General features: G+C 34.4%; 21 protein-coding genes. 15 read left to right on the forward strand and 6 right to left on the reverse strand.

Translation table 11 applies throughout. From position 1 onward, the window contains the following. Positions 1 to 151: 151 nt before the first annotated feature. Positions 152 to 637, reverse strand: a complete 486-nt coding sequence (locus QZ659_RS17495) for a hypothetical protein (protein WP_291727837.1) — start codon at positions 635 to 637, stop codon at positions 152 to 154. A 143-nt stretch (positions 638 to 780) separates the two neighbouring features. On the opposite strand from QZ659_RS17495, the gene QZ659_RS17500 reads away from it, so the two are divergent. The 11 genes from QZ659_RS17500 (at position 781) to QZ659_RS17550 (ending at position 5,838) form a co-directional block, all read left to right on the forward strand. Next, the gene (locus QZ659_RS17500; protein ID WP_291727838.1) at positions 781 to 987 is read left to right on the forward strand and encodes a hypothetical protein; all 207 of its coding nucleotides are present in this window, start codon (positions 781 to 783) and stop codon (positions 985 to 987) included. After that, complete coding sequence (locus tag QZ659_RS17505; protein ID WP_291727839.1) at positions 980 to 1,171, forward strand: hypothetical protein; 192 nt, start codon at positions 980 to 982, stop codon at positions 1,169 to 1,171. Before QZ659_RS17500 ends, QZ659_RS17505 begins: the two co-directional genes overlap by 8 nt. A gap of 59 nt (positions 1,172 to 1,230) precedes the next feature. Next, positions 1,231 to 1,458, forward strand: coding sequence for a hypothetical protein (locus QZ659_RS17510; protein WP_291727840.1), 228 nt, complete (start codon positions 1,231 to 1,233; stop codon positions 1,456 to 1,458). 5 nt (positions 1,459 to 1,463) lie between these two features. Continuing rightward, positions 1,464 to 1,724 (forward strand): hypothetical protein, encoded by a 261-nt coding sequence (locus QZ659_RS17515; protein WP_291727841.1) that lies wholly within the window; start codon positions 1,464 to 1,466, stop codon positions 1,722 to 1,724. Continuing rightward, a complete protein-coding gene (locus QZ659_RS17520; protein ID WP_291727842.1) occupies positions 1,721 to 1,924 on the forward strand; it encodes a hypothetical protein in 204 nt (67 codons plus the stop codon). The genes QZ659_RS17515 and QZ659_RS17520 overlap by 4 nt, the downstream gene beginning before the upstream one ends. Then, on the forward strand, positions 1,921 to 3,063 hold the full coding sequence (locus tag QZ659_RS17525; protein ID WP_291727843.1) for a hypothetical protein: 1,143 nt from the start codon (positions 1,921 to 1,923) through the stop codon (positions 3,061 to 3,063). The genes QZ659_RS17520 and QZ659_RS17525 overlap by 4 nt, the downstream gene beginning before the upstream one ends. 208 nt (positions 3,064 to 3,271) lie before the next feature. Beyond that, positions 3,272 to 3,589, forward strand: a complete 318-nt coding sequence (locus QZ659_RS17530) for a hypothetical protein (RefSeq protein ID WP_291727844.1) — start codon at positions 3,272 to 3,274, stop codon at positions 3,587 to 3,589. A 146-nt stretch (positions 3,590 to 3,735) separates the two neighbouring features. Further along, on the forward strand, positions 3,736 to 4,233 hold the full coding sequence (locus tag QZ659_RS17535; RefSeq protein ID WP_291727845.1) for a hypothetical protein: 498 nt from the start codon (positions 3,736 to 3,738) through the stop codon (positions 4,231 to 4,233). A gap of 97 nt (positions 4,234 to 4,330) precedes the next feature. Continuing rightward, positions 4,331 to 4,462: a hypothetical protein gene (locus QZ659_RS17540; protein WP_291727846.1), complete on the forward strand. Its 132-nt coding sequence runs from the start codon at positions 4,331 to 4,333 to the stop codon at positions 4,460 to 4,462. Between the two features lie 108 nt (positions 4,463 to 4,570). Then, complete coding sequence (locus QZ659_RS17545; RefSeq protein WP_291727847.1) at positions 4,571 to 5,506, forward strand: hypothetical protein; 936 nt, start codon at positions 4,571 to 4,573, stop codon at positions 5,504 to 5,506. After that, positions 5,503 to 5,838 (forward strand): hypothetical protein, encoded by a 336-nt coding sequence (locus QZ659_RS17550; protein ID WP_291727848.1) that lies wholly within the window; start codon positions 5,503 to 5,505, stop codon positions 5,836 to 5,838. The genes QZ659_RS17545 and QZ659_RS17550 overlap by 4 nt, the downstream gene beginning before the upstream one ends. A gap of 131 nt (positions 5,839 to 5,969) precedes the next feature. Here QZ659_RS17550 and QZ659_RS17555 read toward each other — a convergent pair whose 3' ends face one another. The 5 genes from QZ659_RS17555 to QZ659_RS17575 all read right to left on the reverse strand — a co-directional run bounded on the left by QZ659_RS17555 (position 5,970) and on the right by QZ659_RS17575 (position 11,262). Beyond that, entirely contained in the window at positions 5,970 to 6,464 is a 495-nt protein-coding gene (locus QZ659_RS17555) for a TerB family tellurite resistance protein (RefSeq protein WP_291727849.1), read from the reverse strand. A gap of 76 nt (positions 6,465 to 6,540) precedes the next feature. After that, positions 6,541 to 7,077 (reverse strand): hypothetical protein, encoded by a 537-nt coding sequence (locus tag QZ659_RS17560; protein ID WP_291727850.1) that lies wholly within the window; start codon positions 7,075 to 7,077, stop codon positions 6,541 to 6,543. Positions 7,078 to 7,111: 34 nt separating this feature from the next. Then, positions 7,112 to 9,010 (reverse strand): Hsp70 family protein, encoded by a 1,899-nt coding sequence (locus QZ659_RS17565; RefSeq protein WP_291727851.1) that lies wholly within the window; start codon positions 9,008 to 9,010, stop codon positions 7,112 to 7,114. Between the two features lie 46 nt (positions 9,011 to 9,056). Continuing rightward, a complete protein-coding gene (locus tag QZ659_RS17570) occupies positions 9,057 to 9,452 on the reverse strand; it encodes a hypothetical protein (RefSeq protein WP_291727852.1) in 396 nt (131 codons plus the stop codon). Between the two features lies 1 nt (position 9,453). After that, on the reverse strand, positions 9,454 to 11,262 hold the full coding sequence (locus QZ659_RS17575) for a CFI-box-CTERM domain-containing protein (RefSeq protein WP_291727853.1): 1,809 nt from the start codon (positions 11,260 to 11,262) through the stop codon (positions 9,454 to 9,456). Positions 11,263 to 11,574: 312 nt separating this feature from the next. Here QZ659_RS17575 and QZ659_RS17580 point away from each other — a divergent pair, with 312 nt between their 5' ends. From QZ659_RS17580 to QZ659_RS17595, 4 genes are read left to right on the forward strand one after another with little or no spacing between them, the layout of a single operon-like run. Beyond that, complete coding sequence (locus QZ659_RS17580; RefSeq protein ID WP_291727854.1) at positions 11,575 to 14,577, forward strand: type I restriction endonuclease subunit R; 3,003 nt, start codon at positions 11,575 to 11,577, stop codon at positions 14,575 to 14,577. Next, positions 14,567 to 15,850, forward strand: coding sequence for a restriction endonuclease subunit S (locus QZ659_RS17585; protein ID WP_291727855.1), 1,284 nt, complete (start codon positions 14,567 to 14,569; stop codon positions 15,848 to 15,850). Before QZ659_RS17580 ends, QZ659_RS17585 begins: the two co-directional genes overlap by 11 nt. Before the next feature lie 8 nt (positions 15,851 to 15,858). Next, a complete protein-coding gene (locus QZ659_RS17590) occupies positions 15,859 to 16,983 on the forward strand; it encodes an AAA family ATPase (RefSeq protein ID WP_291727856.1) in 1,125 nt (374 codons plus the stop codon). Next, entirely contained in the window at positions 16,980 to 18,587 is a 1,608-nt protein-coding gene (locus QZ659_RS17595; protein WP_291727857.1) for a type I restriction-modification system subunit M, read from the forward strand. The genes QZ659_RS17590 and QZ659_RS17595 overlap by 4 nt, the downstream gene beginning before the upstream one ends. The last annotated feature ends 285 nt before the right edge of the window (positions 18,588 to 18,872 follow it).

Genomic DNA, 18,872 nt, shown 5'->3' on the forward strand with positions numbered 1-18,872 from the left:
GGAGAAAAATAAAAAAAGACTTGTCAAACTGACAAGCCTTCTGAGGTTGCGAGCGTACACCAAAATCATCACTCAATATGCGAATAAAGTCGTTTTTTTGATTATGTAGCCTATTTGGTAGGCTACGCAACGACTTTCCTTAGGCAAGTAGCTAGGCTACTTTTTTCAACTCTACTCTAGTATTAGTAGAATATGAAATAAATAGATTCGCTTTAGTATCACTACTTGCCTCAAGCTTTCCCAAATCCAATTTGGACAAATCCAGCTTGTCGGAGTTTTGCAGCAAGAATCCATACATAATATTCATCTTGCTTTGAATATCTATTATGGTTTTTTCTAGTTTGCTGACTTTCTCCTTATAGTATTCTTTCTCCTTTTCTGATTCTTTAAATTTTGTCTTCCATTCTGAATTATCACTCAATTCAGATTTTAGCATCTCCCCTTCTCCAAAAAGTAGCCATTCACTACTTATTCCCTTTTGACGGACATAATTAATTATGCCTTCATTAATAGTTTTTACCTTACCTCGTTCAATAAGACTGATTGTACCCACAGAATTTTGTGTGTTTTCTGCAAACTCTTCTTGATTTTCACGTAAAAACTTTCTAGTTTCTTTTAATCTAAGTGCTTGATTCATAATAAATTATTATTTATGAGAATAATTTTGCTAAAATTTTTAAAAAATTGTTGTTTAACTAATAACTTATTATTAGTTTTGTCGTATAGATACTAACGCTATACACAAAAATACGAAATTATTTGTAAAAAGTTTTGAATCATATGAAAAAGAAAGTATCAGAATCAACGAGTATAGGAGCAAGGAATATCAGTCGCCAACTCAAAAAAGATTTCTTAAAAGTATTAGAAGAGGAGAAAATAGGGCATCAATCAGACTTTTTTGTGTGGACAATGCAAATTGCTATTGAGCATCAAAACGAATTTTTCAACTTCCTACGAGGGAAAAAAATAATAAGAAGTTATGAATAACCCCAAATATACCGAAGCTCAAAAAGCTAAACTCTATGAACTCAACTGTGAGTATGACCGATACTCTCAACAAATGAGAGTAGCAAAAGATGAGAAAGATACGCACTTATATAAAATACTAAAACAAATGCGTGATGAAGTTTTAAAACAAAAAAAGGAAATCAGAGAATCTAAACACTACTAACATGAAAACAGCCTACAAGAGTTTTTTAGAGAATCAGAAGCCCAATAGCAAAGTGAAGTTTGCAGAACGAGAACGACAGAAGTTTGACAAAACGAGCCTTGCTTATAAAATCCATTCCGACTTTATCCGAAAGAATAATGAAAGCAAATAAAAATCTTCGTCAGCGTATTATCCATAAGTACGAACAAGTCATCAGCGAAACTAATAACCCTAAGCGAAGAGCCATCTATCAAAAATGGGTGGTGTGCTTAAAAGAAAAAGAAGTTCTCAGTCAAGCTAAACCTTAAATACTATGAAAATTCATCCTACAAAGTCTCTATCTAAAATGACCAATTTTGAGAAAAAGAAGTTTGCCAAAAGCATCAAAGATGCCAAGCAAAAAGTAGAGTTGCACTTACAACAAATGCAAACCTGCAAGCAACAACATAAAGATATGCCCATTTTCGCTGTCAAAAAATCAGACCTAGAAACTCTGTTTGAAGCCTGTGAAATTAGCCTTGATGCCTTGCACGGCACTCCGATTGAACTATTCCCAAACACCGAAAAACAATGATGTACCTACTCACTCTCTTGCTATTGTTTTGTCTGTCTCTGCTCATCAAAAAGCAATTACAGATACGAGCCTTGAACCGTAAACTTTTGGGATATGAACTCAAAAGGGAAAAAATGAGAGCAGCCATCTCTCAAAAAATCACAGAAAAAGGACTAGATGTCGATTTAGGAGAATTAGACTTTTTACTCAAACACCTATGAAACCACACGAAATATTTGAAAACCATCAAGGCAAACTATTCAATGAATACAACGATAATTCATTGGTAGAAAAAGCCTATGAAACGTACCGAGACAAAACCTTTTTGGAAGCCAATAAAGGTAAGTATTCGGTGTTCAATATCACGAGCTATGTTTTTCAAATACTTTCAAGTCTATTTGCAGCTACTTTTATGTATTTAAAGGTGTGCAGTCCTCTAATTCCTTCTGTCATTCCACAGGATATAAAAATGATTGCAGCAGGAATACTGACAGCCTTTTTTCTTATCGTCATTGAGTACACCAAACGCATTTTTATAATGCCTTTCGTGGAGAGCATTATCAAATCAAAATCTATCAAAAACGGTCATCGTATCAAGTTTGAATACTTACTGGTCAATCTTCCTTTGCTTGCTCTATCTGTTTACACAAGCGCAACAGGAGCAGAACTTTTTGTAAAAGAACAAACTGATAATACCCAAGAAATTAAAACTGTTTTTGTGAGCCAAAAGGACAGTATTAACAATCTATATACGCCACAAATTACACAAACGCAAAAGTCTATTCAAGATTTAACCGATAGACTAAGTAAAAGAAAATGGGGTTTTACAAAAGAAGAGAGCCAAATTTTACAGACGACACAAGAGCAGCTCAAAACCTTGCAAGCAGAGCGAGAAAAGGCACTTTCAGAACTCAAAGACACCGAAAAAGAAACCCTCACAAAAAACGATACGGACACAGGACAAACAGCCAAATTTGTTTTGATAGGCTCTTTGATATGTGAACTAGCAGGTATTTTTTGTATTGCGTGGTGTGCGTTTTTCTTTGGGAAAGTCTTTGTGGAAGCCTATCATATTGCACAAATTCAAAAAGATACTACACGGAGTAAAGAACCAAAAAAGGAGAAAGAAACAGAAGCTCAAGAGCCACAAAAAAAAAGCCTTCCAAAACCTGTAAACAATGCGAAAAAGACATCAGCGACCGAAGAGCCAACTCCAAGTTTTGCAGTCCAAAATGTAGGCACAAATGGCACAACAGAAAACGAAACAGAGATTCGGACAGAAAATCCAACACAACCTCCAACCAACTTTCCGACAATATTCCGAAGGCTGAACGGAACGAAAAAATCAGCACCCAGTTAAGCGTTTCAATAGACACGCTTACTACACGTTTTGACACGGATAATCACGCACTACACGGTTACAAGGGCTATTTTCTTGCCTAAACGTTTAAAGCGTATCACGTCAAAACATCGTTTCAAACCGTGTTTCAAACAGAATTTCCGACATGTTTTCCAACACGTTTTCAAACCTTAATTCTCAATTCATCACTTAAATTTTTACCGAAATTATGGAAACGACCAAAGCGACCGACAACTTCGTAAATGCACAGCAGATAAGTGTCTCTGTACGCATCAAAACGCCAAAAGTAACTCGTCAAAAATCCTATCAAGTAGTATCATTTTTGAACGAAGAAGGAGAGATTATCCAACAGCTCAAAACAGCTCTTTCTATGACAGCTCTCAACAGCCTTATTCGCACCGATGCTGGACAGGAAATTGAGCCAAAAAGCAAAGGCAAATACTTCTTATACGATTTGACCCCCAACGTAGAAGTCTCTAGTGAGAAGGAAAAAGAGTATATCAGCAAAAACAAAAAAGCCAATTAAATGGAGAACAAAAGGGAAAAACTCCCTATTCTCTTAGGGTAGGGCGTTTTATTTTTCCTTTACATATTAAGCAAAAAAATAGTTACGAAAAGACGATTTTCATTAGCAGAATATCAAATTAAATACTTACATTTACCCACTTTTTTATGGAAGCCACATCACGATTTCAACGGTTTGACTTAGAGAAAATAAAGAGCAAACAAGCCGATTGGATAGTTCACGAAAAGACCCTTTCCAATGTCAGAGCCGTTATAAACGAGTTCAACATCGGTAAGGCTGATAAAGACCAATTGAGACTAAATGCCTACAACACAGCCGTTTCTATCTACAACTCTTTTATCAATGCCTACAACGCAGGAAACTGTCATTTTATCGTGCTAGAAAACGGAGAGCTTTATATCGAAACCTCAAAATGGCTCTTACATCATTTAGACATCACTACGTGTAGAAATGAGCGCACAGCAGCCAATCATCTTAAACGTATTCAAAAAGTAATTCAAGACGGTTGCAAAGTATTTTTAACTAATTGGGTAAAGCCTACCTCAAACCATCGTTTTGATAGCAATATTCGCATCAAGATTAATCCTCAATTACTTGTTTTTACCACAAGAAGAAAGCGTTTTGAGCCTTTCAAAGTAAGCTAATCTATTTCATCATTCAGACATATTAACTTTCATTTTTGACCTTTTTGGACGCAGAAAGTAAAAACTTGAAAGCGTGAGAAACTCACATATTTTTTTGTTGCCCAATTTTCAAGGTCGCAAAAATGAAGGTGGTCAAGAACTGCCTTTTGTAAAGAACAGAATTACACTTTTTGCAGGTAATTATAGTGTTCCTTATATAATGGATTTGTGTGTCAAGCCTTTAGGCTGATTACTGTGTCTGAAACTACTACTATGTTCCTATACAGTAGATATGATGTACTATACTGTACTCTACTATAATAAAAAAGTCCAAAAATTTTTCAAAAAAAATAATGTTATGCTCGTAAAAAATCATCCCTATCAATTTGTTTTCTACTTCTTTGGTGACCATGAATATCTCAACGAAGATACAGGCGAAGTCATCCGAAAAGGCAATAGTTACAGAGGTTCGCCCTACGAAGGAAAAGGACTAAATACAGTCTTTAAGTTCATCACTCAAATTATGAAATCAGAACGCAAAGTATTAGGAGCGAATTATCGCTTAGACGACCAGATTCCTCAAAAGCTCAAAATTTTTCATCACAATCAGTGTATTGCTACGATTCCATCAGCCGAAGGCGAAACGATAACCGATATAAGAAAGAACCCTCAAATGCTTGCTAATGCGTTGAATGAATGGGAAGTTTTTAAACTGCGTTTTGTGCGTTCCAATGGAAATGTACAGGTTCTCGTCCAATCACAGGCACAGGAGCAGAACAAAGAAAAGCAGTTAAATGAAGAGAGAAATAGCGTTTTTAGAAGGCTTAGTGAATACTGTTACCATAAATTAGGCTACAAACTGAGCAAAGAAAATAACTATGCCTTGTATGAGAAAATAGTAGCTCATCTAAAAATTCGTATCAAGGATATTCCAAGTTACTACTCTGAGCTACAAGAGCTAATTGACAGAGAAGCTGACCAAACAGAAGTTGTAACTCCAATCAATTTCAAAGTCTATGAGGCAACACACGAACGCACAGCAAACGAGCCTACTTCAATAGCTGAAACCTTCAAAAGAACGCCCAAAACAGTAACTAAGACACAAACTGATGTATCCATTTTCATAGAAGCTGCCATAGATACGCTCTCCAAAAGATATGAAAAGACAAATCGGAAAGTAACAGAAGAGGTAAGAGCCGTTTTTGAAAATGCTTTTTCTCGTTGTAAAGAAATTACAAAAATAGATTCTGTTTTCAATAATTATCTCAATCAAATAGAACAAGGTCAGTTTTGAAAACAGCAAAGACACTTACCTTAAATAGTCCATCAAAGTACAATCCCAGTAGCAAACGGTGGACTATTTTTGTAGCCAATGAGGATATTTGGTATATGTACGGACAGTTGGAAGAAAAAATATTTGAGTTTGAACGCAAATACTCTCCCAACTCTGTAACCGAAGAAACGTATCTCTACTTTATGCAGATAGAGCTATACAAGAAAACTCTAAAACTACTCAGAACAGCAGCAAACACAAATAAAAACAGTCTATCAATTACAAAAACAGAAGCCTTTGCCCTATCCAAAATAGATAGTTATTGTAAAGGGCTGGTTTCAAGAATCATCTAAAAATAGCCTTTCCATCAGAAGTGGAAAGGCTATTTGTTTTTAGTCTGTACTTTATCCGTACTCTATTGGTTTCTGTCTGTTTTTGTCTGTACTCTGTCTGTTTTTGTTGGTACTTTATTGAAAATAATCAGTTAGTCTGTAAAGTTAATATCATCAAATGCTTTCAAATTCATTGTACCTAGATTACTATGGAAAGGTTTTGCATTATACTTTGATAAGTTGAGAAGCAAATTAATGTTTTTAGGGAAACGAACCATTATTTTTGCGTCAGAAAGTACAGAAAGACTCCTTCTTACCCTGTGCATAAAAATAAGCTCATTCTCATCCACTTTATCGTCAGCGTGTATCATTCTTATCAGAACTTCAAGGAGTTGTAACTCTTGAAGCTCTGATAAATCAGCACCTTTCAGCACATTGAAAAAACTTTCTATGGATTGTAATCCATTTCCTTTTAAATCCTCGAGTGCAACTTGTAGCTCTTCTTCATAGTTTAAGCCTTCAAAATAGAGTGTGTTTTTCAACATTTCTTTTATTTCTAAAAGCTCACTTTCTGCAACTTCTCCATCACAAGCCATTACTGAAAAAGCAGCTTTAAACAATACTTTTTTAAACTCTTTATTTTTCATAATTATAATCTCATTTTAGCTAGTTTAACTCTTGATAAAAAAACACTAGAAAGTTTTAGAATAAAAAAATAAACTATTAAAAGCCTACGCCCCTAGTTACCTTATCTCTGTCTCTTTTAGGAAGTAAATTAACAAGTTGTTGGTTTATGTCTCCCAGCTTTTGCCAATCTCCTCCGTTAGCAGCACTTATTCCAGCCTCAAGCAACATATTAGCTTGATTTTGGTCATTCATGATACCAATTTTGTTTTGCAAATCCTTTAGAATTGCAACCAAAAATTCAGGGGTGTGCCAAAGAATTTGTATAATGAGTGTATGGAGCTGACTGGTAGCTTCTTTTATTTTGACAGAGCTATTGGAAGTGAGAAAAGTTTGCTCACGACTAACTATATCATTGAATGTTTTTTGCTCATAATCGTTGCCATGTTCACTAACAAGTCTTGCACACTCTTCTTTTGTTTCTGCATACTCTTTTTTAACAACTTGTATTTGCTTATCTTTTGTCGCATTATCTATTTCTTGAGCTAGTTTACGCTTTTTATCTTCTAGTTGATAACGCTCATCCGTAATATTATCTTCACTCAAATTCTCGCTTTTGGTTCTGACCTCACTCATTTCTCTCTTTAATGAACTCAGACTTATTGCCGTTTCATACTAACTCTTCAGCTTCTGTAATTTCGGTATCTAATCTTTCTGAAAGTGTTTGTACTTGCTGTGTTAATATCTTTGCTGAAACATGTCTTTCTTTAGGATTAAAAATTTGTTTAAATTCTTGGTCTGCCATAGTAAGATATGCTGATACAGATAGTGTTCTGCTCTCATCCAACTCCACATTAATTTCTATATCAGAACCTTTTGAAATGTCTCTGATAATTTGATTACCATTTATCTCTAATAGACCAATAGGTTTATTAGATTCAGGACGAGATGAGTGAGAACCCTCTAAAACATTAATTCTATAACCCTCGTCAGAACCTTTTATAAGTGTTCTATTTAAAGGCTTAGTAATAATTGTACGTAACGGTAATACTGCATTTTTTTGAAAAATCAGTTCTAAAGCTGATTCACCAGTTTCTAAATCGTCTATTTCTATACATATATCTTCTGGCAAAGACTGCCCTATTACTGTAATGCCACCAGCATTTATGCCAATAACTTCTGCATCAGTTTCAACAATATTGTTGAAGCTATCGAATACAGTTAATTTAAAGAAGTTATACGTATTCTCTACTAAAGGTAGGTCTTCGTTTATTCTTGTGTCTAGTGGCTTTAGTCCTGTGTCAAACCCACCATCTTCTCTCGTAATTCGGTAAGTCAGACCCTCAATATCACCTTCCACTTTTGCTGCAAAATATTCTTCTTTTTCTTTACTGGCTTTTTGATATGCCATTCGTACCTTCAATTGTACATCTTGCTTTTCTGCTTGTTTTTCTGTTATTTTTGGTTTAGTACCAGCGTAGTGAGCTGCTCCAATTGCAATGGCTGTGGTGGGGTCGATGTCAAAGTTTACAGGGACTTGCAAGAGCTCTCCTACTCTTTGTCTAATAAAAGGAATAAATGTAGAGCCTCCAACCATCAAAACGAACTGTAAATCTTTTGAGCCTAACGAATTACGAACTAGAATCTTTTTTACTAACTCAATAGATGAATCAACACTTTCCTTTATAATATTTTCAAACTCTGAACGAGAAACACTAAAAAACTCATCTATTGTTTCTCCATTTTCATCCTCAATTTGAATTTCTATGTCTTCTGACGTTTGAGAAGATAGAGCAATTTTTAGCTTTTCTGCTAAAAGTCTAAACTTTAGAAATTCTTTGTTATATCTACCAGATGCACTTGTCATTTGGTTTTCCAAGTCAGTAAACTGACCTATTTTTTCTAATTTTGGAATGATAATTTGCTTTATAATCTCATCATCAAAGTCTGTTCCTCCTAGAAAATTATTTCCTTCGTGGTCTAAAACCTTCATCTCTCCATCTTTTATTTTGACTAGAGCAACATCGAAAGTACCTCCACCTAAATCATAAACTAGCCATTGCCCTTCCTCAAGCTCTTTCTCTTTTTTCTTATTTGCATACGCCATACTTGCAGCTATCGGTTCTTCTAACAAAACGACTTGTTTAAATCCTGCTTCTTCTCCTGCTCTCTTTGTTGCATTTGATTGTATAGTATCAAAAGAGGCTGGAATGGTAATAACAACGCTCTCAATACTCTCGTTAGGAGGAAGAAAAGTTTTTAATTCTTTTAAAATTTCTGCTGAAAGATTAACTGGAGTTTTAGACTGGTTTATTGAAGGTATTTTGAAAGTTTCAGTAGTACCCATTTTACGTTTAAAACGAGAGATTACATTTTTTGGGTCTCTTATCACATACTCTTTAGCTTTATCTCCTACGAAAACTCTATCTTTTCTAAAATAAATAACAGAAGGGAGTGTTTCTTTCCATGTAACTGAATGTTTGAATACTTCAACATTTCCTTTTGTGAACTTTGCAATCGCAGAGTTGGTAGTCCCTAAATCAATGCCAAAATTGATTGTATTTTCCATAATTTAGTAATATATTAAGTTGTGAGTTTGTATGAATTAATAAAAGTTATTTTGTTGTAGAACCTACTTCTACTTTCTTTATAGTATTACTGTCTTGTACAATAACAACTGCTTTTTGAACAATCTGTGTGATGCTACCTTTTTTCAGTCTAATGATAGGTTTAATAACCTCTATAATCACTAAATTTTCTGTGCTTTCTCCAGTAATATTTGCTTCACAATCCAGCCTTGTAGGATTATACTCTTCCCCTAATGGATTATGAATAACTAGACCTGTTTCGTTGTCTCCATAAACTTGGTTTTCAAAAAGGCTTTTTAACTTAGATAAGTTACGAGAGATACTATTTTGTTCTTGTACTTTTTCTAACTTTTTCTCAATCTCAAAAACTTGATTGAGCATATCACATAATGTTTTTTCTATTTTAGAGGGCGTAGTTTGCATCTTAGTATTTTTTTAAAGTATTATATATTGGTTGTAGTAAAAATTTACGAACATATCCATTTATCTTTTTCTTCTTTTCTAGTTTTTTTGCCCAATAGGGAGAAAAGCGATAATAAAAGGATACAAATGCTACTCCGAAGCTATTTTTGAGCAAGACTTTATCTCTGAACTGACGGAAAACTATTACCTCTGGAGCATCATAATTTCCATAACAAGCTGTGGCAATATAACAGCTTTCTGAACTCTCTTTTTTTTGTTGTTGCTGTTTCCTTCTTCGTAGTTCTAGTTGTATATCATCTCTGAGTTGTTTACTTACCTTTGTTAGCTTTATTCCTGCCCGTTTGGAAGAATTTATTATATACTGTTTCAGGTAACTATCATTTTCAGCAATTCTAGCAATTCTTAATACAAAGCTTCTTGAATAATTAGGTTCTAAACTTTCTGATATTTCTAGTAATTCTTCAACCAACCTTTTCTTAGAACTATTTGTCTTAAGTGCAGCTAGTCTTAAAATATTTTCTTGTGTAAAGATGTCGTTCAAGAAAATTTGTACAGACTCTTGATTAATTATCAAAGCTGTTCTTGCATTAATTTTAAAATTCAAATCTATTATTATTTCAAGAATTTGATTGAGCTCTTTATTCTGTTTATCTTCTATTTCTTTTTCTAATTGTCTCAAATCACTCCTAGCTTTTTCTATCTGTTGTGATGTTTCTCCATCTACGTCTATCTGCCGTGCTATCTGTATGAGTGATAAAGATACTTCTATATTTGCATAATTATTAAACACTTCTACTGATAATGACCTAATAAGTAAGGCTATATGTTTACGAATCTCATCAAAGATAGGAGGCTGCCAGTTTAAATCCTGTATGTCAAATAGACTTCTTACTCTATCCTCTAAAGAATGAGTAAAGTCTGTTTCTTCTATTCTTTCTATCAGATTCTGCAAAGAGTTTACTACCTCAATGTATTTCAATAAAATAGGTTCATATTTCTCAGATTCCTCTTTCTGCTGTTGTATTTTAGATATTTGTTCGTAATCTTCTTGAAAATTCTGCCTTTTCGTGCTACTTATATCAAGTTCTAAAGCTAGTTGTATAATATCTAAAGCTTCTTTAGATGAGTGAAAAGCGTTAAATACTGACACAGAAATGTTTCGTAGTCTTTGAGCTACTTCATCTTTCTGAGACTGAAAATATGAAGGTAAAGCATTATAAAGTTCTATGTTGATTTTAGCTTGTAAGTCAGAAACTATTTGACTAACATTATACTCATTGTAAAAACTCTCTTCATTATCTATACTAACTCTAATCTGATGAAGTTCTTCTATTTTATCATCTAATATTTTTCTTAATCCTTTGTAGGTTTGGTCTATATGAAAAGAACTTATTAAGGGAGGGACAGAAGTGAGCTTTTTCAACAGATTAACATCTTGTTTTTGAAAGACATTAGCTAACGTTTTGTCATATTGTTGAGCGAAAAATGGACTAATAAAGTCTATAAATTCAGTATTATCAAATATTCGTTGGGACTGATAGTTCAAGAAGAACCACGTATCTCCCATTGTGAGAAAGTCATTTAACTCTGAATGACCTTTAAGAAACCAGTAATAATTGCTTTTTTTGTCTTCGTCCAGCTCATCAACCACTCTTATAAAATCAGCCTTATGGATTTTATCATTTTTGTACTGTATAGTATTATCGTCTGAAAACTCAAAATCTGCTAGTTTTCTACGCTTTGCTTTTTTGAGTTCTGAACTATCAAGTGTTTCTAGTTCTAAAACCTCATAAGGATTGATAAACTTCATAGATTATTGTGTTTTAACTTATGAAAGTTACTTTAAGTTGTGATAAGTTTTTTTGAAAATACAGAAAAAAAATTACTGAAAGAAATATATTGCTTTGTTTTTTACCAAAAGTCGAATAGTCGTGTCTTTGAAGTCAGTATCTTTTCTGAGTATTTGCTTGATAATTTTGTAACCTAATAGTCCAATTTGCAGTTAAACCCCATTTAACTGAAAAAATACATCAAAAAAATAATTTGCGTAGCAATTCATAAAACAGTAAATTTATTTTTTGTAAAAATGAAAAAATATTTACGTTTTATTTGTATCGTCTGAATGACAAAAGAAATTCAAATAGAAAAAAGACTAATTGAGCAACTCAAAGAACTCAAATACGTCCATCGCCCTGATATTACAGACCGAAGAACACTTGAAGGTAACTTTAAAGCAAAATTTGAGGCTCTTAATCGTGTTCGTCTGACAGACAATGAGTTTGAAAGATTAAAGGAAGATATTATCGGTGCTGATGTTTTTAAGGCTTCTAAGTTATTGCGTGAACAGCAATATTTCAAAAGAGAAGATTCAACACCTTTATATTATACGTTAGTCAATACAAAGGAATGGTGTAGAAACGAGTTTGAAATTGTTAGCCAGTTACGTATCAATACAGAGAATAGTTATCATCGCTACGATGTTATTCTTTTAATAAATGGTTTGCCACTTGTTCAGATTGAACTCAAGAAATTAGATATTTCTCCACGAAAGGCAATGCAGCAAATCGTGGATTATAAAAATGATACAGGTAATGGATATAAAAATTCATTGCTCTGCTTTATGCAGATGTTTATTGTGAGCAACCGAAGTAATACCTATTATTTTGCGAACAATAAAAACGAACATTTTGCCTTCAATGCCGATGAGCAGTTTTTACCTATCTATCAACTAGCTGATGAGGACAATAAGAAAATTACACATCTTGAAACATTCACAGAAAAGTTTTTAAGTAAGTGTACACTTGGCGAGATGATTAGTAAGTACATGGTTTTGGTAGAGAGCGAACAAAGAATCCTTGTGATGCGTCCGTATCAAATCTATGCCGTTAAAGCCATTGTAAACTGTATTGAACAAAACAGAGGAAACGGATATATTTGGCACACCACAGGAAGTGGAAAAACACTTACTTCTTTCAAGGCTTCTACCTTGCTCAAAAGCAATCCTAATATTGAAAAGTGTCTGTTTGTAGTGGATAGAAAAGACTTGGACAGGCAAACTCGTGAAGAATTTAATAAGTTTCAAGAAGGAAGTGTAGAAGAAAACACCAATACAGAGACTTTAGTAAGGCGTTTGCTTTCTACGGATTATGCTGATAAAGTCATCGTTACGACGATTCAAAAACTAGGATTGGCTTTAGATGGTAGCGCTAAGCGAAATTATAAAGAACGATTAAAGCCACTTAGCAAGAAACGAATGGTATTTATTTTTGACGAGTGCCACCGTTCACAGTTTGGGGACAATCATAAAGCCATTGTTTCCTTTTTTTCGAATGCTCAACTTTTTGGCTTTACAGGAACACCTATTTTTGAAAAGAACTCTACACAGAAGCAAATAGACGGCACAGAACAAACCTACAAAACCACAGATAGCATTTTTGAAAAGCTGCTTCACGCTTATACTATTACTCACGCCATAGAAGATAAAAACGTTTTGCGTTTTCATATTGATTACTTCAAAACGGAAGGAAATAACTCTCCTAAAGCTGGGGAAGCTCTAGCTAGACAAGCTGTTGTAGAAACGATTGTAAAGAAGCACGATGCAGCCACTAATTCAAAGCGTTTTAATGCCTTGTTTGCAACGTCTTCTATCAATAATGCTATTGAGTATTATAATCTGTTTAAGAAGTTTCAAGAACATAAAAAAGCAGAAGACCCAGAGTATATTCCTTTGCATATCGCTTGTGTTTTTTCTCCTCCTGCCATAGTGAAAGATGGAGATAAACAAAGTCAGAAAAATGCTGCTGATATTAGGCAGTTACAAGAAGACCTACAACAAGAAAGGTACGACAATCAGACCAACCCAGATGAAAAGAAAAAGGCTCTAACTGACATCATTGAAGATTACAACAAAACCTTTAACACCAATCACAGCATTAATGAGTTTGATTTGTATTACCAAGACGTTCAGAAGCGTATTAAAGACCAAAAGTATAGCAATAAAGACTATCCACGTAAGAATAAAATAGACATTACCATTGTGGTAGATATGCTCCTTACTGGTTTTGATTCTAAGTATTTGAATACGCTTTATGTAGATAAAAATCTCAAATATCACGGACTTATTCAAGCCTTTTCACGTACTAACCGTGTTTTGAATGACACCAAACCGAACGGAAATATTTTAGATTTTCGTTCACAAGAAGAGGAAGTAGATAAAGCCATTACGCTCTTCTCTGGGGAAGAGAATGCTGAGAGAGTAAAAGAAATTTGGCTTGTCGACCCTGCTACAGAGGTTATTGAAAAATATAAAAAGGCTGTCAAAGAGCTAGACGAGTTTATGCAAGGGCAAGGCTTAGAAGCTCAACCTCACGAAGTTTATAACCTAAAAGGAGACCTCGCTAGAGTAGCTTTTGTAGAAAATTTCAAAGAAATACAAAAACTCAAAACACAGTTAGACCAATACACTGACCTTACCGAAGAGCAAGAAGCTGAAATGGAAGCTACCTTGCCTACCGATGACTTACAGAGTTTTAAGAGTGCCTATATCGAAACGGCAAAACAACTGCGTGTTGTGCAGCAAAAGCAAGGAGAAGAAACGCCAGAAGAAATCCAAAAACTAGATTTTGAGTTTGTCTTATTTTCTTCTGCTATCATTGATTACGATTATATCATGAATCTCATTGCAGAGAATACGCAGAAGCCTACCAAAAAACAGAAAATGACAAAAGAAGAGGTCATTCGTCTGCTTTCTTCGCATACCAATATGATGGAAACGAAAGAAGACTTAACTGACTTTATTAATGCTTTGGACTGGACAAAAGGATATACAGCACAAGAACTCAAAAATAGTTTTGAAGCCTTTCAAGAGGAAAAAAACAACCAAGAAATAACGGCTCTTGCCAACAAGCACGGTTTGGAAACGACTGTTTTGAAAGACTTTATACAAGAAGTATTAGACCGAATGATTTTTGATGGCGAAAAACTGACCGACCTTTTAGCTCCTCTTGGGCTAGGTTGGAAACAGCGTCGCCTCAAAGAAATAGAACTAATGGAAGACCTTATTCCACAACTCAAAAAATTAGCCCAGGGAGGCGAAATAGCTGGATTAGAAATTTATGAACAATAATAAAAATATACCAAAATTACGTTTTCCTGAATTTCAGAATGATGGAAAATGGAAGAAAAGAAAGTTTCATAAAGTTGGAGAGTTTATAGGTGGTGGTACGCCATCCACTTCAAATCCTGAATATTGGAATGGAACTATACAGTGGTATACTCCTACTGAAGTAAAAAATGGGGTTTTAAAACCTAGTCTCAGAACCATAACAAAATTAGGGTTAAAAAAATCTTCTGCGAAACTATTACCAATAGGTACAATACTAATAACAACTAGAGCAACTATTGGTGACGTAGCTATTACAGAAAAAGAATGTACAACTAATCAAGGTTTTCAGTCGCTGGTAGTAAATGATACTGAGGTAAATGTTTTCTGGTTATACTGGATTGTTAAATTTAAAAATGAATTAATTAAAAGATGTTCTGGCTCAACATTTAAAGAAATCGGAAAAACTGAAATAAAAAGTATTCCTACTCTCTCACCACCCAAAAAAGAAGAACAAAAAAAAATAGCTTCCTGTCTATTGTCATTAGATGAACTTATTACAGCTCACACTGAAAAACTAGCTCTCTTAGAAGAACACAAAAAAGGCTTGATGCAAAATCTTTTTCCAAAAGAAGGTGAAAAAGTTCCTGCCTATCGTTTTCCTCAGTTTCGGAATGATGGGGAGTGGGAGGAAAAGAAGTTGGGGGATGTAGCTGATAAAGAAGTCAGATGGAGTTTTACTGGAGGACCCTTTGGTTCAAATTTAAAAGCAGAAGATTATACAAAAGAAGGAATAAGAATTATTCAACTTCAAAATATTGGAGATGGAGAGTTTCAGGATTCTTATAAAATTTACACATCAGAAAGTAAAGCTAATGAACTAATAAGCTGTAATATTTATGCTGGTGAGATAATTTTATCTAAGATGGGCGACCCTGTTGGACGAGCTTGTATTATTCCTGAAAATTTAGAAAGGTGCGTCATGGCATCTGATGGAATAAGGTTAGTTGTAGATGAAGAAAAATATTCTAAATATTTCATTTTTTCACTAATAAATTCTCAAAAAATTAGACAAGCTATAGAAAGTAAGGCAACAGGCTCAACGAGGAAGCGAATTGGGTTAAATGAATTAAGGGAAACCGAATTATTACTTCCTAAATCCGAAAAAGAACAAAAAAAAATAGCCTCTTGCTTGTCTTCTTTGGATGAGCTTATTACAAAGCAAAGTAAAAAAATAGAATCCTTACAGCAGCATAAAAAAGGCTTGATGCAAGGTTTATTTCCAAGTGATAACTAAAAATTGAAATGGGCAGAAATTCATTAAATAGTTTCAATACGCTACAAGAAGTAGCTCAAGATTTTCGTAAAACACTAACTGGCGATAATCGTAAAGAGAAAAAAATTGTATTGCTTTTTGCTCATAATGGCACAGGCAAGACAAGGCTCTCTATGGAGTTCAAAGACTTGGGAAAAGCTGATGGAGACAGAGACACCTTGTATTACAATTCCTTTACAGAAGATTTATTTATTTGGAACAACGACTTAGAAAATGATACAGTTCGTTTCATTCAGTTCAATCAAGAATCTATCTTTTTTGATGGCGTGAAGGAACTCAACTTGGATACTAAAATCGCTGAGTTTCTTAGTAATTACATAGATTTGGATTTTGCCATTGATTATCAAAATTCAAGGGTTAGTTTTTCTAGGAAAATTAAGGTAGGCGAAGACGAGGAAATAGTAGAAAACATCAAAATCTCAAGGGGCGAAGAGAGTTTGTTTAGATGGTGTTTTTTTATGGCAATCTGTGAATTGGCAATAGATAAAGACCCCACTTACGATTGGGTAAAATATGTTTATGTAGATGACCCTATTTCGTCTTTAGATGAAAATAATGCGATTGCTATGGCGTGTGATTTAGGGAGTTTGATTTCAAGACCAGACAATGAAATTAAGTTTGTAGTTTCTACGCATCACAGTTTGTTTTTTAATGTGATGTTTCGTGAAGCAAAGGTCGCAAACAAACGTTATTTCTTACACTTTAAGTCTATTTCTAATACCTATGCTTTGCAAGACACAACAGATACGCCTTTCTTTCATCATATTGCAACACTTAGCGAACTCAAGCAAATAGCAGATTCAAATATTATTTATACCTATCACTTCAACGCTTTGAGAAGTATTTTAGAAAAGACAGCTTCTTTTTTTGGTTATGATGAAATTAATAACTGTATTCACGGTTTAGACGATGAGGTTCTTTTCCATAGAGCTTTGCAGTTATTCAGCCACGGAAAATACTCTATCTACGACCCTGTACCGATGGGAGAAGATACAAAAGACCTTTTTAAACAAATTTTAGACGGATTTCTTACCAAATATGAGTTTGATTTCCCTCAGATATTTAATGAAGAATTAGAAACAGAATCAGAATGACACAAGGTACACAAAAAGAACTAGGAAAAACACTTTGGAAAATAGCCGATGACCTACGAGGCGCAATGAACGCAGATAGTTTTCGTGATTATATGCTTTCATTTTTGTTTTTGAGCCACCTTTCTCAACAATATGAAGAGGCTGTTCAGAAAGAACTTGGTTCGGATTATCCAGTTGTAGAAGAGGACGACAGTCGCTCTCCACTCTCGGTATGGTATGAAAATAATGAAGAAGACGTAAATATGTTTGAAAAACTGATGCGTTCCAAAATACATTATGTCATTCATCCAAAATACCTTTGGAGTAATATCACGGAACTTGCCAGAACTCAAAATGAAGAACTTCTAAAGACAGTACAAAAAGGGTTCAAATACATTGAAAATGAGTCTTTTGGTAACACTTTTCAAGGCTTATTTTCTGAAATTAATCTCAATTCAGAAAAGCTAGGTAAAACAGAAAAAGATAGAAATGAAAGGCTCTGCACCATCATTCAACGCATTGCCGAAGGTATTGCTGAGTTTTCTCTTGATTCGGACACGCTAGGAGATGCCTATGAATATTTGATAGGGCAGTTTGCAGCAGGTTCAGGTAAAAAAGCAGGAGAATTTTATACGCCTCAAGCCATTTCGACGGTTCTCTCTGAAATTGTAACACTAGACTGTCAAGACCCCACCACAGGAGTAAAAAAGAAATTTGATAGAATACTAGATTTTGCTTGTGGTTCTGGTTCACTATTGCTCAATGTGCGTAGGCGTATCAAAGAAAACGGTGGACAGATAGGCAAAATATATGGTCAAGAAAAAAACATGACCACTTACAACCTTGCTCGTATGAATATGCTTTTGCGTATGAAGGACAATGAGTTTGAGGTATTTCATGGGGACACTCTAACAAATGACTGGAGTATGCTTAATGAAATGAATCCAGCCAAAAAGAAAGAATTTGATGCTATCGTTGCCAATCCTCCTTTTAGTTTGCGTTGGAAGCCAACCGATGCTTTAACAGATGATTTTCGTTTTACGAATTATGGAATAGCTCCAAAGTCGGCAGCCGATTTTGCTTTCTTACTTCACGGTTTCCATTTCTTGTCTGATAGTGGTACGATGGCAATTATTTTGCCTCATGGGGTTTTGTTTCGTGGGGGAGCAGAAGAGCGCATTCGCACCAAACTCTTAAAAGATGGTCATATAGATACGGTTATTGGTCTTCCTGCAAATTTATTCTATTCTACTGGTATTCCTGTGTGTATCTTAGTGTTGAAAAAGTGTACAAAGAATGATGACATTTTATTTATCAATGCAGCCGAAGAATACACCAAAGAAAAGAGACAAAATGAATTAAAGGAAGGGCATATCTCTAAAATTGTAGAAACGTATCAGTACAGAAAAGAAACAGAGCGATATTCTCGTAAAGTATCTATGGATGAGGTTGAGAAAAATGGTTATAATCTCAACATTTCAAGATACGTTAGTACAGCCGAGCCAGAGCCTCAAATAGACTTAAAGGAAGTAAATGAAAAATTAGCTTCCATCAACGAACGCATCACTAAACACACAGCAGAACACAACGAGTTTTTGAAGGAGCTGGGGTTGGATAACATATAGTTAGAAACAAGATTAAGGCAAGTTGCCTTAATCTTGTTTTTTTTGAGGTTGAGGAAGCTAGGAGTACTTCACTCACTTTATAGGATAGTGTCCGTCATAGTGTAGCCTAGTTACAGTATCTACCCAAATATTCTTTAGCCATAGACATACCTAAATCGTAAGATTTTTGAAAATCTTGACAAGCATTAGCATTTTGAGAGAGTTTCTTATAAGCCTTTCCTCTCTGATAGATACATTCTTTGTAAGAAGGGTTCAGTTCTATGCTTTTCGTAAACTTATCAATAG

It is taken from the genome of Bernardetia sp. (assembly GCF_020630935.1).
GTDB lineage: Bacteria > Bacteroidota > Bacteroidia > Cytophagales > Bernardetiaceae > Bernardetia.

Coding starts and splice junctions, on each gene's coding strand:
- QZ659_RS17495 (WP_291727837.1), bottom strand. CDS start 637: ATGAATCAAGCACTTAGATTAAAAGAAACTAGAAAGTTTTTACGTGAA.
- QZ659_RS17500 (WP_291727838.1), top strand. CDS start 781: ATGAAAAAGAAAGTATCAGAATCAACGAGTATAGGAGCAAGGAATATC.
- QZ659_RS17505 (WP_291727839.1), top strand. CDS start 980: ATGAATAACCCCAAATATACCGAAGCTCAAAAAGCTAAACTCTATGAA.
- QZ659_RS17515 (WP_291727841.1), top strand. CDS start 1,464: ATGAAAATTCATCCTACAAAGTCTCTATCTAAAATGACCAATTTTGAG.
- QZ659_RS17520 (WP_291727842.1), top strand. CDS start 1,721: ATGATGTACCTACTCACTCTCTTGCTATTGTTTTGTCTGTCTCTGCTC.
- QZ659_RS17525 (WP_291727843.1), top strand. CDS start 1,921: ATGAAACCACACGAAATATTTGAAAACCATCAAGGCAAACTATTCAAT.
- QZ659_RS17530 (WP_291727844.1), top strand. CDS start 3,272: ATGGAAACGACCAAAGCGACCGACAACTTCGTAAATGCACAGCAGATA.
- QZ659_RS17535 (WP_291727845.1), top strand. CDS start 3,736: ATGGAAGCCACATCACGATTTCAACGGTTTGACTTAGAGAAAATAAAG.
- QZ659_RS17545 (WP_291727847.1), top strand. CDS start 4,571: ATGCTCGTAAAAAATCATCCCTATCAATTTGTTTTCTACTTCTTTGGT.
- QZ659_RS17555 (WP_291727849.1), bottom strand. CDS start 6,464: ATGAAAAATAAAGAGTTTAAAAAAGTATTGTTTAAAGCTGCTTTTTCA.
- QZ659_RS17560 (WP_291727850.1), bottom strand. CDS start 7,077: ATGAGTGAGGTCAGAACCAAAAGCGAGAATTTGAGTGAAGATAATATT.
- QZ659_RS17565 (WP_291727851.1), bottom strand. CDS start 9,010: ATGGAAAATACAATCAATTTTGGCATTGATTTAGGGACTACCAACTCT.
- QZ659_RS17570 (WP_291727852.1), bottom strand. CDS start 9,452: ATGCAAACTACGCCCTCTAAAATAGAAAAAACATTATGTGATATGCTC.
- QZ659_RS17575 (WP_291727853.1), bottom strand. CDS start 11,262: ATGAAGTTTATCAATCCTTATGAGGTTTTAGAACTAGAAACACTTGAT.
- QZ659_RS17580 (WP_291727854.1), top strand. CDS start 11,575: ATGACAAAAGAAATTCAAATAGAAAAAAGACTAATTGAGCAACTCAAA.
- QZ659_RS17585 (WP_291727855.1), top strand. CDS start 14,567: ATGAACAATAATAAAAATATACCAAAATTACGTTTTCCTGAATTTCAG.
- QZ659_RS17590 (WP_291727856.1), top strand. CDS start 15,859: ATGGGCAGAAATTCATTAAATAGTTTCAATACGCTACAAGAAGTAGCT.
- QZ659_RS17595 (WP_291727857.1), top strand. CDS start 16,980: ATGACACAAGGTACACAAAAAGAACTAGGAAAAACACTTTGGAAAATA.